Origin of the sequence: Brevibacterium sp. XM4083 (assembly GCF_006489205.2) — a bacterium.
GTDB lineage: Bacteria > Actinomycetota > Actinomycetes > Actinomycetales > Brevibacteriaceae > Brevibacterium.
In genome coordinates this window covers 851433-865552 of sequence record NZ_VFYR02000001.1, presented here as the reverse complement: position 1 = coordinate 865552, position 14120 = coordinate 851433, and the positions used below count along the sequence as shown (strand labels likewise).

The 14120-nt window shown below is 69.7% G+C and carries 15 protein-coding genes; 2 read left to right on the top strand and 13 right to left on the bottom strand.

Features of this window, described 5'->3' with window-relative positions:
* Positions 1-341: 341 nt before the first annotated feature.
* The 3 genes from FJ887_RS03725 to FJ887_RS03715 all read right to left on the bottom strand — a co-directional run bounded on the left by FJ887_RS03725 (position 342) and on the right by FJ887_RS03715 (position 2710).
* Complete coding sequence (locus tag FJ887_RS03725) at positions 342-935, bottom strand: DUF1269 domain-containing protein (protein WP_140954800.1); 594 nt, start codon at positions 933-935, stop codon at positions 342-344.
* A 249-nt stretch (positions 936-1184) separates the two neighbouring features.
* Positions 1185-2039, bottom strand: a complete 855-nt coding sequence (truA, locus tag FJ887_RS03720) for a tRNA pseudouridine(38-40) synthase TruA (RefSeq protein ID WP_137825633.1) — start codon at positions 2037-2039, stop codon at positions 1185-1187.
* Positions 2036-2710, bottom strand: coding sequence for a LemA family protein (locus tag FJ887_RS03715; protein WP_137825634.1), 675 nt, complete (start codon positions 2708-2710; stop codon positions 2036-2038). The genes truA and FJ887_RS03715 overlap by 4 nt, the downstream gene beginning before the upstream one ends.
* A gap of 191 nt (positions 2711-2901) precedes the next feature.
* On the opposite strand from FJ887_RS03715, the gene FJ887_RS03710 reads away from it, so the two are divergent.
* Positions 2902-4083 carry a glycosyltransferase family 4 protein gene (locus FJ887_RS03710; RefSeq protein ID WP_502799898.1) on the top strand — a complete coding sequence of 394 codons (1182 nt, stop codon included), beginning with the start codon at positions 2902-2904 and terminating at the stop codon, positions 4081-4083.
* Between the two features lie 60 nt (positions 4084-4143).
* Here the strand turns inward: FJ887_RS03710 and FJ887_RS03705 are convergent, their stop codons facing one another.
* The 10 genes from FJ887_RS03705 to FJ887_RS03660 all read right to left on the bottom strand — a co-directional run bounded on the left by FJ887_RS03705 (position 4144) and on the right by FJ887_RS03660 (position 13144).
* On the bottom strand, positions 4144-4485 hold the full coding sequence (locus tag FJ887_RS03705) for a hypothetical protein (RefSeq protein ID WP_137825636.1): 342 nt from the start codon (positions 4483-4485) through the stop codon (positions 4144-4146).
* 200 nt (positions 4486-4685) lie between these two features.
* Positions 4686-5240 carry a cysteine hydrolase family protein gene (locus tag FJ887_RS03700; RefSeq protein WP_137825637.1) on the bottom strand — a complete coding sequence of 185 codons (555 nt, stop codon included), beginning with the start codon at positions 5238-5240 and terminating at the stop codon, positions 4686-4688.
* A gap of 92 nt (positions 5241-5332) precedes the next feature.
* On the bottom strand, positions 5333-5917 hold the full coding sequence (locus FJ887_RS03695; RefSeq protein ID WP_249356770.1) for a CbiQ family ECF transporter T component: 585 nt from the start codon (positions 5915-5917) through the stop codon (positions 5333-5335).
* Positions 5918-6077: 160 nt separating this feature from the next.
* Positions 6078-6959 (bottom strand): energy-coupling factor ABC transporter ATP-binding protein, encoded by an 882-nt coding sequence (locus FJ887_RS03690; protein WP_376904000.1) that lies wholly within the window; start codon positions 6957-6959, stop codon positions 6078-6080.
* The gene (locus FJ887_RS03685; protein ID WP_137825639.1) at positions 6956-7603 is read right to left on the bottom strand and encodes a biotin transporter BioY; all 648 of its coding nucleotides are present in this window, start codon (positions 7601-7603) and stop codon (positions 6956-6958) included. The genes FJ887_RS03690 and FJ887_RS03685 overlap by 4 nt, the downstream gene beginning before the upstream one ends.
* A gap of 223 nt (positions 7604-7826) precedes the next feature.
* Entirely contained in the window at positions 7827-9407 is a 1581-nt protein-coding gene (guaA, locus tag FJ887_RS03680; RefSeq protein ID WP_137825640.1) for a glutamine-hydrolyzing GMP synthase, read from the bottom strand.
* 80 nt (positions 9408-9487) lie between these two features.
* Positions 9488-9925: a DUF3817 domain-containing protein gene (locus tag FJ887_RS03675; protein WP_137825641.1), complete on the bottom strand. Its 438-nt coding sequence runs from the start codon at positions 9923-9925 to the stop codon at positions 9488-9490.
* Positions 9922-10857, bottom strand: a complete 936-nt coding sequence (locus FJ887_RS03670) for an SURF1 family protein (protein ID WP_249356771.1) — start codon at positions 10855-10857, stop codon at positions 9922-9924. Before FJ887_RS03670 ends, FJ887_RS03675 begins: the two co-directional genes overlap by 4 nt.
* A gap of 55 nt (positions 10858-10912) precedes the next feature.
* Positions 10913-12046 carry a GuaB3 family IMP dehydrogenase-related protein gene (locus FJ887_RS03665; protein ID WP_137825642.1) on the bottom strand — a complete coding sequence of 378 codons (1134 nt, stop codon included), beginning with the start codon at positions 12044-12046 and terminating at the stop codon, positions 10913-10915.
* Between the two features lie 198 nt (positions 12047-12244).
* Complete coding sequence (locus FJ887_RS03660) at positions 12245-13144, bottom strand: LysR family transcriptional regulator (protein WP_137825643.1); 900 nt, start codon at positions 13142-13144, stop codon at positions 12245-12247.
* 191 nt (positions 13145-13335) lie between these two features.
* Between FJ887_RS03660 and FJ887_RS03655 the strand changes: the two genes are divergently transcribed.
* Positions 13336-14052 (top strand): LysE family translocator, encoded by a 717-nt coding sequence (locus FJ887_RS03655; RefSeq protein WP_137825644.1) that lies wholly within the window; start codon positions 13336-13338, stop codon positions 14050-14052.
* Positions 14053-14120 lie beyond the last annotated feature (68 nt).

The window sequence follows — 14120 nt, the reverse complement described above, 5'->3', positions numbered from 1 at the left end:
TGTCCGCCGCCGGGCGGCGGGACGAGAAGAGGAACGAGCGTGATCATCGTGTCGCAGCGAAGCGAACGATGAGTGACGTGTACGTGAATCTACACAGGATTCTCACACCTGGGAAGAGGATTCCTCTCAAAATCGCGAGCGATGACGACAAGGACAGCAGTCGGAAACCACATTGTCGGGCCGCCGTCCTGGGCACGACGAGCGGCGCACGACCCGTCGTCCGGGCCGTGCGCCGCCGTCTCCGCTCAGTCCGAGCCGGGTTCGGTCCGAGCCGGGCTCAGTCCGAGCCGGACTCACCATGAGTTCAGCTCAGTCCGAGCCGGACTCAGGGCAAGTCGGACTCAGAGCTTCGCCTTGATCTTGTCGATGCGCTCCTGGCGCTTCTCCTTGCGTTCGGCCTTCTTCTCCTCCTTGACCTTCTGACGCGCGGCTTCGGCGGCGGCGTTGGCGGCGTCTTCGGCCGCGGCGACCTCGGCGAGCACGTCGTCCTCGGGACGGCGCAGCAGGGACGCACCGGTCGACTTCGCGAAGTCGTCGAGGACGGTGGGATCGGATTCGACGACCTCGGCGATCACACCGGTCTTCCCCGCCGGCAGAGCCGCACTGAACACGGAGAGCGCGTCCTCGGCGTCGAAGGAGCGCTCCGCGTCGACCGTCGAGCCGATGAGCGCACCGGCGGCGAAGCCGAGGAGCATCCCGAGCGGTCCGCCGAGGACGCCGATGAGCGCGCCGATGCCGCCTCCGCCGAGCGTCGAGAGGCCGAGGTCGTTGTCCTGGCCGTCGGTGACCCGCAGCTGGCCCTTGTCATTGCGTTCGACGACCGCCGAGGCGACGATCGAGAGCGCCTCGGAGTCGAGGTCGCGGAACTTGCTGAAGGCCTCATAGGCGGATCCTGAGTTGTACCAGGTGAGGAGAATGATATTGGTTTCGGACATGGCACGCACCTGCTTTCTCCACGCGGCTCGGTCAGCCGCGAAGGTGGGGATGGAACGCCCCATCGGGGTCGGTGGGGTACTGAGAACTCCACCATCCCTGTAGTGGAGGGTCAATGACAGGTCATCAAGACGGATTGTTTTCCCAGGGGGCGGTCAGACTCGGCGACGAGGCGGCCGACGGGCGCGTCGCCACGGTGCCGTCGGTGCGGTGCCGTCGGCAATGTGATCCGCAGTCGAGCCGTCCCCTGCTCAGCCGAGGTCGCGGCGGGCCATCGTCTGCGCGGCCCGGGCCGCGTAGTCGGCCGGATCCGGGTAGCCCACCCCGGTGAGGACGAGACCGTGGGCCGGGGTGACGTGCATGGGTCCGGTCGCGGTGATCCCGGCGTCCGCCTCGGCGAGGAGCTCCGCGGGCCGGGTCACCGGCCACGCCCCCGACCCGACGCGGATGAGCCCGCCGACGAGCGCGCGGACCATGTGATGGCAGAACGCGTCGGCGCGGAGGTCGATCGTGATGACGGCGTCCTGGTCGCGGGCGACGTCGAGGTCGTGGAGGGTGCGGATCGTCGTCGCCCCGTCCCGCGGCTTGCAGAAGGGGAGGAAGTCGTGGAGCCCGCGGGCCTCATGCGCGGCCTCGGCCATCGCCTCGGCGTCGAGCTCCCCCTTGTGCCGGGGCGTCATCGCGGTGAGCAACGGGTCGAGGAACGACCGGTGGTCGGCCAGACGGTACTGGTAGGAGCGCCACAGTGCGGAGAAGCGGGCGTCGAAGTCGGCGGGCACCTCGGTCACGGCGTGGATGACGAGGTCGTCGGAGCCGTCGACGGTGAGCACACCGCGCAGGCGGGAGAGCAGGGCCTGCTCCGGCGACCGGGCCGATCGTCCGATGAGCTTGGCCAGTCCGGCCTCGTCGACGTCGATGTGGACGACCTGCCGCTGGGCGTGGACACCGGCGTCGGTGCGGCCGGCGACGACGGTGGCCACCTCGGTGCCGGTGACCCGGGCGAGCCCGTCCTCAAGGCTGCCCTGCACGGTGCGCTGGCCCGGCTGCTTCGCCCAGCCGTGGAAGTCCGTGCCCCGGTAGCCGAGGTCGAGGCGGAAACGGGTCACGCCTCGACCACTCCCCGCTCCGGTCCCTGGTCGGCGCTGTCGGCATCGCGCGCCGAGGCGGTCGCGCCGGTTCCGCGGGGCACGGTCGTGTCCGTTCCGTGGGGAACGGTCGTGTCCGCGACCGCCTCGGTGAAGTGCTCGCGCGGGGTGAAGACCCGGCCGAAGAGGCGCGAGAGAGTGCGCCGGCGCTGGTGGTGGTAGCGGTCGACGTTGGCGTTGTAGAGCCGGGAGACAGCGATGATGCGCTCGGAGAGGACGCTGAGCTGACCGTGGAGCAGCTGGACGGTCATGTCGAGTTCGTCGCGCATCCCCGTCGAGGCGTCGGGTCCGCCGGTCGCCTCGGCGCGGCGTCCCGGGAGAGCCGCGGCATCGTTGATCTCCGCCGTCAGGGCGTTCTCCGCGGCCGCTCCCCGAGGGCCGAACGGCGCGCGTTCGGCGGAGGCGAGCGCGAGTTCGAGCGGGGAGAGATCACGCGTCGTCACCTGCTGGAGGGTGCCGAGGTAGGCCGGGACGAGGGCATGCCGGGCGCGGAGTTCGACGACGAGCTGCCGTTTCGCCTCGTCGCAGAGGGAGCGGGCCATCGAGAGCTGGTTGAACCGGAGGATGATGAGCATGACCGCGGCGACGACGAGAACCGAGACCGCACCGGCGGTGACGATGGTCCAGAACACCCGGGCTCCTCTCACGTGCAGTCGGCCGAGGTGCCGGCGACCGCCTCGGCGGTTCAAGTTTACGCAGGGTTCACCCTCGTCGCGAACGCGTCGACCCCCGGTCACCTGGCCGGGCCGATTTCCGACAGTGGTCGCCGACACGTCGCCTGTCCGTCGCCGTGTCTTCACTCTGGCGGCGTGGACTGAGTGCTGTGAGAGTAGCGATCATTGCAGAATCCTTCCTCCCCAACATGAACGGGGTCACCCACTCACTCCTGCGGGTCCTCGAGCATCTGTCCGATCGCGGCGACGAGGTCCTCGTCATCGCCCCGGGCACTCGCCGCGACGGCCCCAAAGAGGTGTCGGGGGCGAGGATCGTGCGCGTCCCCTCGATCGCCCTGCCGAAGTACCGGCGCATCCGCGTCGCTCCCGGCGGCGTCACCCGGATCCGGCGTCTGCTCGAGAAGTTCTCCCCCGATGTCGTCCATCTCGCCAGTCCCTTCGTCCTCGGGTGGCGCGGGGTGCTCGCCGCGCAGAGCCTCGACCTGCCGACCGTGGCGATCTACCAGACCGAGGTGCCCGCCTATGCCGCGCGCTACGGGATGCACGGCATCGAGGCGATGCTGTGGACCCACGTGCGCAACATCCACCAGCACGCCTCCCTCACCCTCGCGCCCTCGTCGTACACGATCGCGCAGCTCCAGGGTCTCGGCGTCGCCGAGGTCGATCACTGGGCCCGCGGAGTCGACTCGAGCCGCTTCGACCCCAGCCACCGCTCCGAGCAGTGGCGGCGCTCGGTGGCTCCGAACGGGGAGCGGATCATCGGCTTCGTCGGTCGGCTCGCCGCGGAGAAGCAGGTCGAGGACCTCAGCGTGCTCGCCGATGTGCCCCATGCCAAGCTCGTCATCGTCGGCGACGGTCCGTGGCGGTCGAAGCTCGAGCGTCTGCTGCCGAACGCCCACTTCGCGGGCTTCCTCGGCGGGGACGCCCTCGCTCAGGCGGTCGCGAGCTTCGACCTCATGGTCGCTCCCGGTGAGCTCGAGACGTTCTGCCAGACGATCCAGGAGGCCATGGCCTCCGAAGTGCCGGTCATCGCCCCGGCCCGCGGCGGTCCCCTCGATCTCGTCGACTCCTCGCACACCGGGTGGCTGTATGCACCGAAGGACCTCGCCGCAATGCGTCAGCACGTCGTCGATCTCCTCGGCGACGAGGCCAAGCGCCGGGCCTTCGGCGTCGCCGGACGCCAGCAGGTGCTGTCTCGGTCGTGGAAGAGCGTGTGCTCCCAGCTCGTCGGCCACTATTCCCGCGCAATCGAGAATCCCACCCCGCAGGTCATGGGCCGCAGCTTCAACGTCCTCGCCTGGGCGGGTGCGGAAGGCACCACGACCCGCTGACGATCGAGCCGCCAGTGCCGGTGGCAGGCTGCGCACCCGGCCAACGCACCCGGCTGCGGCTCACTCCGTGCCGTCAGCGTTCGCGCCCTGCGCACGGGTGACCAGCCACGCGACATAGAACGAGAGGGGCAGCGCAGTGGCGTAGATCGCGATCGGCGAGACGATGCCGCTGCTGAGGGTCATCATGACGACGAGATAGACGAGAGCCCCGAGGAGCGCGAACCGGTCGGCCGGGACTGCTCGAACCTTCCGCCGCAGGCTCACCCACAGTCCCGCACCAGCGAGGATTGCGGCGATGACCTGGACGGATGACAATGCGCTCGCGGTCTCGGGCACGCTCTGTCCGTTGCGGCCGACGCTGATGACGGAGAAGAGCAGAGCGGCGATGATGACCAGGGGCATGCGATCCTCTCTTCGGTTGCGGTCCGCTTCCACCGTAACAGGACCACGCACACACGGATTCGCGTGCTCGCGGCGGCTCAACCCGCAGGTCATGGGCCGCAGCTTGGGCCTCCCTGAAATCGAGACGGACACTTCGCGTCGAGACCGACAGTTGTCAGTGCCGGTCTCGACGCGAAGTGTCCGTCTCGATGGCTGGGGCGTTACTTCCCGACCCACTCGGCGACGGTGACGACATCGGCCTGCCAGGGCAGCACCTTCTCGATGAGGACTCGGTGGACCTCCTCGTCGCGGTCGGCGCAGGCATCGGCGAGGATCGTCACGGGATAGTCGAGGTCGGCGGCCTGCCGCATCGTGGCGAGGACGACGCCGCGGGTGGCGATCCCGGCGAGCACGAGCTCGGTGGCCCCGAGGCCCCGGAGCACCTCGGCGAGGTCGCTGCCGCTGAACGCCCCGACGCGGCGCTTCGTCACGAGCAGCTCATCGTCCCGGCGCCCCATGACATCGAGGATCTGCGTCGCCTCGCTCTCCTCGGACAGGTCGCCGTGGGAGGCGATGCGCATGAACGGTGAGGTCTCGGGCAGCTCGGGATAACCGGGTCGCAGCGCCACGTGCACCCAGACGACGGGGATGCCGACCTGCCTGGCGTGGGCGATCGCGTCCTTCGTGCGGGCGACGACGTCAGCCTCGGCGAAGGGCCCGGCGATGCCGTTCTGGAAGTCCATGGCCAGCAGGACGGTGCCGGTGTGGTTCTTCATGAGCATCTCCCCTCTGTGCGGGGTCACTCGCCCCGCTGTCTCCGACGGTACTCCGGAGATCGGGTCATCGGGGTGGGCATCTCTGCTGGCGATCAGTCGACGATGCCGCGGGCGTCGAGGGCGCGCCCCGTGTCCTGCGCGTACTTCACCGATCGGAGGATCGCGGGCACGACCCGAGCCCTGAGGCTCGTCTCGAGCCCACGGGCGCGGGCGGCCCGGTCGGCGTCGGTCAGCAGCCCCGAGATGTGCGAGATCGCGCGGACCATGAGTCCGGCGGTCAGGGCGATGACCTCGGTGTCGACGCCGAGGCGGCGCAGCGGGGAGACGATCGCCGCGAACGCGTCGAGGAGCTGGCCGACGGTCGTCGTCAGAGTGAGCAGCAGTGCCGCCTGGACGCAGGCGAAGACGGTGCCGGCCACGGCCAGACCGGCCTGCAGGGTTCCGAAGAAGACCTGGAGGACCATGACGATGACGACGAGAACCGCCGCATACGCCCAGGTCAGGGCGAACCGTCGGACGGGCAGGCGGGCGCTGAAGCCGACGAGGACAAGGACGGCGAAGATCGACCAGTTGATGATCGGGTCGCGGAAGATCAGGGCGACAAGACCGATGACGGCGATTGCCGCGAGCTTCCACCCCGTCGGCACCCCGTGCAGCCAGCCCCGTTGCCTGCTCACCGTTCCGAAGAACTGAGGGCGACGCCGGACCCCGGCCCGCGACCGGCCCGCGCTTCGTGCCTGGCCGGCTTGGGTCTGCGCTGCCTGGGTCTGCCCTGCTTGGGTCTGCCCGGCTTGGGTCTGCGCTGCCTGGGTCTGCCCTGCTTGGTTCTGCCCTGACTCAGTCATGGGTCTCGCTCATGACGATCTCCCGGTAGGCCGCGACCGCCTCGGTGGGGGTGCCGTCGTGGGCGATGCGCCCGGCCTCGACGACGATGGCGCGGTCGGCGATCCCGGCGAACTCGAGGTCGTGTGTGGAGACGATGATGCGGACGCCGCGTCGGGCCACGAGGTCGTTCAGCCGTGCGCGCAGCCGCTCCCGGTTGCGCAGGTCGAGCAGGGTCGTCGGTTCGTCGAGGACGAGGATCTGCGGGTCGACGGCGAGGACGGCGGCGAGGGCGACGAGCTGCCGCTGCCCGCCGGAGAGCTCATAGACGCTGCGGTCGGCGAGGTCGGCGATCCCGAGTTCGTCGAGCACGGCGAGGGCCGCCGCCCGGCGTTCGCGTTTGGGCACGCGGCGGCGCAGGGAGAGTTCGATGTCCTCGAGTGGGGTCGGCATGACGAGCTGTGCGGCCGGGTCAGTGAAGACGAAGCCGACGTGAGAGCGCACCTCGGCGGGCTGCCGGGCGGGATCGATGCCGTCGATGAGGACCTGTCCGGCGTTGGCGGTGACGAGTCCGTTGAGCAGCTGGAGCAGCGTCGACTTGCCCGATCCGTTCGCCCCGATGACGGCGACCGCGGGCTCGGTGAGCCGCAGGTCGATGTCGGTGAGGATCGGCCGGAAGGCATCGCCTGTGGGAGTGTCGTCGACGACGCCGACCGTCACCCCGGACAGGGAGATCTCCCGGTGGTCCCTCGCCCGGGCAGGGGTGGATCCGGCCGACACCGAGGCGGCCCCGGGGTCTGCGGCGGACCCGGGCACCGCCTCGGGGTCGGCTGCGGACCCGGGCACCGCCTCGGCGGTCGATGGGGCGTTCGATGATGGGCGGCGGCGGAAGATCACTCGGCGTCCGGGATCTGGGGGCGGACGCCTCGGCGGCGGAGGATGTCGGGGAAGGCCCGGTGGATGAGCAGGGCCACGGACACCGCGAGGATGTTCTTGATGATGTCACCGGGCCAGTAGATGAGGTCCGCAGCGAAGGCGACGCCGAGCGGGAGGTCGCCGTTGATCGACATGCCGAGGATGCCGAGCGGGTGGTTGAGCAGGAAGCTCGCGCCGAGGGAGCCGAGGAACATCGCGACCCACAGGGCCGCGCCCCGATAGCGGCGCAGCGCCCAACGGGCGACGAATCCGGCGGCCAGGGCGTAGAGGGTGAAGGAGATGATGTAGCCGGCGCTCGGGCCGGCGAGGACGGCGATGCCGCCGCGCATCCCCGAGAAGATCGGCAGTCCGAGCAATCCGAGGACGACGTAGAGCCCGACGGCGGCGGCCCCGCGCCACGGGCCGAGGACGAGGCCGCACAGCGCCACAGCGAAGGTCTGCAGGGTGATCGGCACGCCCACCGGGCCGACGGGGATCGGGGGCAGCATCGCGAACGCCGCGAGCAGGGCGGCGAAGACCGCGATGAGCGCGATGTCGCCGGCCCGGCTCGGGGTCTTGAGCGAAGCGGTGCCCGCCGAGGCGGCGGTGCTGTCTGCGTGGGTCATGGGTTCTCCAACGGTCGGGTCGTCCCGGGCCTCACCCGGGCTGACCCCACTGTAGCTGAACACCGTTCAGGAGTTGTCGGCGGGGCACAGATCGTGCCCCGCTTCTTGGCAGGGCTCGACCCAGCGCCCGACCCAGGGCCCGACGCGGCACCCGACCCAGCGCCCGACTCGGCACCGGTCGCGGCACCCGCGGACGCCCGAGGTCACCGCACACGAGCGGCGCTCACTCCCATTCGATCGTGCCCGGAGGCTTCGAGGTGACGTCGAGGACGACGCGGTTGATGTCATCGACCTCGTTGGTGATCCGGTTCGAGATCACCGAGAGCGTGTCGTAGGGGATCCGCGTCCAGTCGGCGGTCATCGCATCCTCGCTCGAGACCGGTCGGAGGACGACGGGGTGGCCGTACGTGCGGCCGTCACCCTGGACGCCGACGGAGCGGACATCGGCGAGGAGGACGACCGGGCACTGCCAGATCTCACCGTCGAGGCCGGCCTTCGTCAGCTCCTCACGGGCGATCGCGTCGGCCCGGCGGAGGATCGCCAGGCGCTCCTCGGTGACCTCGCCGATGATGCGGATGCCGAGGCCCGGGCCCGGGAAGGGCTGACGGGAGACGATAGCCTCGGGCACGCCGAGTTCACGGCCGATCGCGCGCACCTCGTCCTTGAACAGGGCGCGCAGGGGTTCGATGAGCTGGAACTGGATGTCCTCGGGCAGCCCGCCGACGTTGTGGTGGCTCTTGATGTTCGCGGTGCCCGACCCGCCGCCGGATTCGACGACGTCGGGATAGAGGGTGCCCTGGACGAGGAAGCCGATCTCCTCGCCTTCGTCCTTGGCCTCGAGGACGAGGTCGGCGGCGGCGGTCTCGAAGGTGCGGATGAATTCGCGCCCGATGATCTTGCGCTTCTCCTCCGGGTCGGTCACCCCGGCGAGCTCCTTCATAAACCGCTCACGGGCGTCGACGGTGACGAGGCGGACGCCGATCGAGTTGACGTAGTCGTTCTCGACCTGTTCCCGTTCGCCTTCGCGCAGCAGCCCGTGGTCGACGAAGACGCAGGTGAGCTGATCGCCGATCGCCTTGTGGACGAGGGCGGCCGCGACCGAGGAGTCGACGCCGCCGGAGAGCGCGCAGATGACCTGCTTGTCCCCGACCTGCTGGCGGATGAGGTCGACCTGTTCGTCGATGACGGACTCGTTCGTCCAGTCGGCCTCAAGACCGGCGACCCGGTAGAGGAAGTTCTCGAGGATCTTCTGCCCGTTCTCGGAATGGAGGACCTCAGGGTGCCACTGGACGCCGGCGAACTTCCGTTCGGGGTGCTCGAACGCCGCGACCGGGGTGTCGGGAGTCGAGGCGAGGACAGTGAAGTCCGCGGGCGCCTCGGCGACGGAGTCCCCGTGGGACATCCACACGGTGTAGGCATCGGGGGTCTCGGCGAGCAGTGCCCCCTGGTCGGCGACGGCGACCGGAGTCGAGCCGTACTCGCGCTTGTCGGTCTTCGCGACGCGACCGCCGAGGCTCGTCGACATGAGCTGGAACCCGTAGCAGATGCCCATCGTCGGGACGCCGAGGTCGAAGACCGCCTCGTCGAAGGGCGGCGCCGCCTCGTCGTTGACGCTCGAGGGTCCGCCGGAGAGCACGATGGCCACGGGGTTCTTGGCCGCGAACTCGGCCGCCGGGGCGTCATGGGCGATGATCTCGGAATACAGTCCCGCCTCACGGATCCGGCGGGCGATGAGCTGCGCGTACTGCGCGCCGAAATCGACCACGAGAACAGGAGGCACCTGTGTGCTCTGGGGGTTCGTCATGCCCCCAAGTCTAATCAACGGCAGGACGCGCCGGATCGCCGGCTCCGGACGGAACTCAGCGACCGCCTCGGCGAGGGTCCTCAGCTCCTGGGAGCGACGACGACCGCGGCGGCGAGCTCAGCTTCGACCTGACGGTGGATGCGGCGCTCGAGGATGAACGACATCACCGGAACGACGCCGGCGAGGGCGAGGATGAGGTAGCGGCCGAGGCTCCAGCGCATCTGCTGATTGAGCCAGAAGCAGCCGATGAGGTAGACGACGTAGCACCAGCCGTGGCTGATCGCGATCGCCGCGGCGAGATTGAAGTCACCGAACATCAGCGCCGTCGACGGGTCCGGGGCGATGAGGTACTTGTAGATCATCTCGACCGTGAGGATCATGAGCATCGTGCCGGTGATGATCGCCATGACGCGATAGAACTTCAGGGCATTGCGCGCCGAGGTGAAGCGCTTGACGCTCCACAGGTTCGACTCGTCGACCTCGGGGCGGGAATCGAGGTTCTCGGGGTGGTCGCTCACGCTTCGGGTCCTTCGGTCGTGGTGCTGGCAGTCGGGGAGGGCTGGGTCTGGCTGTCGGCTCTGCGCGGTTTCGCCCCGCCGTGCCGGTGGGCGGGCAGTCCGGTCAGCCCGGACATCACCTCGGGGTCGATCCGCGCCTGGCCGGCAGGTTTGACGATGACGTAGTCGCCGCCGGTGGACGGGTCCTTCCCGTTGCCCCCGGCCTCGCCGAGGCGGGTCCTGACGTAGTCGTCGCGCAGCAGCTGCCACCACATGTAGAGGGCCATGCCGGCGAAGATCAGCCATTCGATGGCGTAGACCGCCGACTGCAGGTTGAAGCCGCCCTCGTCGCGGGTCGTCGTCGTGTCGACCTGGGTCAGTCCCCCGGTGCCCACCGAGGCGGCCGCGCCGGTGGCGGACTCGGGCATGAGGAAGCCGGAGTACGTGAGCAGGTCGGGGAAGAGGTTGATGAGCTGCGAGGTCGAGACCGTCTTCACCTGCCCTGGCGGCAGGTCGGTGCCGGGTTCGGGCCCTTCGACGGGACCGATGCGCGCCACGAGCGACACCGGGCCCTCGAGCGCCCGTGAGTTCATCGCCGTCGCCTCGTCGGTGGTGAAGCCGCGGAGGACGGGGATGGCGATCGTCTTGCCGGTCGTGTCCGCGACGGCTCCCTCGCCGAGGCGGGCGTCATCGGGGGCGAACATCGTGACGACCCAGTACCCCTCTTCCCCGTCGTTGATCCGGCCGGGAACGACGACCTGGTCGTCGGGCAGCCAGCGGCCGGTGAGACTGACCCGCTGATCGGCGAGGATGCCCGGCATCGGGGCCTGGGCGCCCATCAGCTCGTTGAAGTCCTTCGTCTCGTCGACATCGGTCGAGGACACGACCTCGTTCTTGTGCTGGGCACGGTCGACCTGCCATGCCGACAGTCCGACGAAGCAGCTGACGAGCACGAGGACGAAGACCAGGGACCCCAGCCATTTGGGAGTCAGTGCCAGACGGAACAGATCAGACCACCGATCCAGGCTGGTACGGGGACACGGTGACGTCGACGCGCTGGAACTCCTTGAGGTCGACGTACCCGGTCGTGGCGAGCGCCCGGCGCAGCGCACCGGCGAGGTTGAGTTCGCCGATCGCAGTGCGACCGGGACCGAAGAGGACCTGTTCGAGGCTGCCGACCGTGCCGAGTTCGACGCGGTGGCCGCGCGGCAGCTCGGGATGGTGGGCCTCGGCGCCCCAGTGCATGCCGCGGCCGGGGGCCTCCGTGGCGCGGGCGAGCGCAGTGCCGAGCATCACGGCGTCGGCGCCGACGCCGAAGGCCTTGACGATCTCACCGCTCGTGCCCAGACCGCCGTCGGCGATGACGTGGACGTAGCGGCCGCCGGATTCGTCCATGTAGTCGCGGCGGGCGGCGTGGACATCGGCGATCGCGGTGGCCATCGGGGCGTGGATGCCCAGCGTGCGCCGCGTCGTCGCCGCCGCTCCCCCGCCGAAGCCGACGAGGACGCCGGCGGCACCCGTGCGCATGAGGTGGAGGGCGGCGGTGTAGGTGGCGGCCCCGCCGACGATGACGGGGACGTCGAGTTCGTAGATGAACTGCTTGAGGTTGAGCGGCTCGGCCTGGCTCGAGACGTGTTCGGCCGAGACGGTCGTGCCGCGGATGACGAAGATGTCGACACCGGCATCGACGACGGTCTTGTAGAACTGCTGCGTGCGCTGCGGGGTCAGGGCACCGGCGACGGTGACCCCGGCGTCGCGGATCTCCGCGAGACGCGCGGTGATGAGTTCGGCCTGGATGGGCGCGGAGTAGAGCTCCTGCATCCGGGACGTCGCCATGTCCGAGGGCAGCTGGGCGATCTCGGCGAGCAGCGGGGCGGGGTCCTCGTACCGGGTCCACAGGCCCTCGAGGTCGAGGACGCCGAGACCGCCGAGGCGGCCGAGCGCGATGGCGGTGTCTGGCGACATCGCCGAGTCCATCGGCGCGCCGATGAACGGCAGCTCGAAATGGTAGGCGTCGATCTGCCAGGACAGGGAGACATCCTCGGGATCGCGGGTGCGACGTGCGGGGATGATGGCGATGTCGTCGAGCGAATAGCCCCGACGACCGCGCTTGCCTTTGCCGATCTCGATTTCAGAACTCACGCGCACAGCCTATCCCACCGGACTCTCAGGAGGTCTCAGCCGACTGTGAGGGAGAGCGCGACTGCGGAGGCAGGTCAGTGCCGGGGTGCGGCCGCGCGAATTGCCTCCCGGAGGCGGATCCCGCTCGATTTTCGCCGCGAAGTCGAGCGGGATCTACCTCTGGACGTCGTTCGGGGTGCGATGTCCGGGGTGAGCAGCTCAGGGGAAGCGGTCGGCGGCGACCGCCTCGGCGGCGGAGGCGAAGGCCCGCACGTGCGGGAGGTGGGCTTCACGGTCACGGACATGCATGACGACGCGGCGCACGGGGGTCGGGTCGGTGAGGTCGACGGCGACGAGGCCGGGCGACAGGTGCTCGGTCGAGAGACGGGGCAGCACGGTCACGGCGAGGTTCGCGGCGACGAGGGCGAGCGCGGCGTAGTCGTCCTCGGAAGCGGCGAACATCGTCGGCTCGAACCCGGCGGCGGCGCACGCGAGATCGACGACGCGGCTCGTCGGGCCGTTCCACAGGTCGTAGTTGACCCAGCGTTCGTCGGCGAGCTCCTTGAAGGGCACGAAGTCGCGGCCGGCGAAGGGGTGGCGTTCGGAGACGACGACCCGGTAGTCGTCGTCGAAGAGCACGGTGCGCGACATCCCCGGCAGGCTGCCCTCCTCGTCCTGAGGGACCTCGTTGCGGATCTCGATCGTGCAGTGGCTGCGGCGGACCTTCGCCGGTTCGTTGAGCTGGATGTCGAAGCGCAGGTCCTCGTGCTCGAGGGCGACGGGACCGATGATGTCGGGCAGAAGGACGGCGTTGAACGAGGTGAACGCCGCGATCCGCATCCGCGGGCGGTGGACGGCGCTGAAGCTCTCGACGAGGCCGTCGAGGCGGCCGAGGCCGGTGAAGACGTCGGAGGACTCCTCGGCGAGGCGGCGCCCGAGTTCGGTGATCTCGATCCCGCGTCCCGACCGGCGGTAGAGCTCGGCTCCGACGGCCTTCTGCAGGGTCGTGATGTGCTGGCTCACGGTGGCCGGGGTGTAGTTGAGGCTGCGCGCGGCGGCGACGACCGAGCCGGTCGCGACGACGGCCCGCCACACGCGCAGGCGCTGGAGATCCCACATGCGTCCAGGGTAGCCGAGATCGTTCGGTGACGCCTGATGATTGTTTGAGAATGATTGCTTTTCGCAACGCTTTTTCTGCGGCAGACTGGTCATCGGCGTGATTCGCGCCCGCCGTGTCTCGGTCGCTGTCGGCCGGCATCCGGCTCGTTCGTCCCCGCCAGCACGTGCACCACCACCCCGACAGGAGTCCCATGACCGGTCCTGAGCTCATCACCATCGCCGGCGCCGCCACCGTTCTCGCGGTCACCCCCGGACCCGAGACGATCCTCACCGTGCGGCTCTCGGCACTGCGCCGCAAGGCCGGGCTCATCTACTCCCTCGGTTCGGCGACCGGCATGACGATCTGGATGATCGCCGCGCTCACCGGGATCTCCGCACTGCTCACCGCCTACCCCTCGGCACTCCTCGTGCTCAAGATCGTCGGCGGCGCCTACCTCTGCTTCCTCGGCGTCCTCGCCGCTCGGCAGGCGCTGAAGATCCGCCGCGAACTGCGCGGCACCGCCCCGCTGGGACCGGTCGGCGAGATCGCGGCGGCCACCGATGACATCGTCGCCGACGACCTCGTCGCCGAGGTGGCCCCGGCCAAGGGCGCCCACCCGTGGGGCCAGCTCGCCTCGATCATCTCCTACCGCCGCGGCCTGCTCTCCTCCCTGTCGAATCCCAAGGCGGGTCTCTTCTTCCTCGCCGTCATGCCGACGCTCGTCCCCGCCTCCCCCGCGGGCACCGACTACGTGCTCCTCGTCGCGATCGTCGTCGGGCTGCTGCTCGCCTACCAGATCCTGCTCGCCCTCATCGCCGGATTCGCCGCCGCTGCCCTCCAGCGCCGCAGCACCGACTTCTGGATCGAAGCCGTCTCCGCAGGCATCCTCGTCGTCATGGGCATCACGGTCGCCGCCATCCCGATGTGACGCCCCCGCCGGTTGTGGTGTGAGCGGCGCGGCCTCCCATCGCACGGCCGCCGCGACGACACACCTGC

Bases quoted from the DNA above. Each gene is read 5' to 3' on its own strand.
- FJ887_RS03705 (WP_137825636.1), bottom strand. From the start codon at position 4,485: ATGCCCCTGGTCATCATCGCCGCTCTGCTCTTCTCCGTCATCAGCGTC.
- FJ887_RS03655 (WP_137825644.1), top strand. From the start codon at position 13,336: ATGACCGGTCCTGAGCTCATCACCATCGCCGGCGCCGCCACCGTTCTC.
- FJ887_RS03725 (WP_140954800.1), bottom strand. From the start codon at position 935: ATGTCCGAAACCAATATCATTCTCCTCACCTGGTACAACTCAGGATCC.
- guaA (WP_137825640.1), bottom strand. From the start codon at position 9,407: ATGACGAACCCCCAGAGCACACAGGTGCCTCCTGTTCTCGTGGTCGAT.
- FJ887_RS03700 (WP_137825637.1), bottom strand. From the start codon at position 5,240: ATGAAGAACCACACCGGCACCGTCCTGCTGGCCATGGACTTCCAGAAC.
- FJ887_RS03660 (WP_137825643.1), bottom strand. From the start codon at position 13,144: ATGTGGGATCTCCAGCGCCTGCGCGTGTGGCGGGCCGTCGTCGCGACC.
- FJ887_RS03685 (WP_137825639.1), bottom strand. From the start codon at position 7,603: ATGACCCACGCAGACAGCACCGCCGCCTCGGCGGGCACCGCTTCGCTC.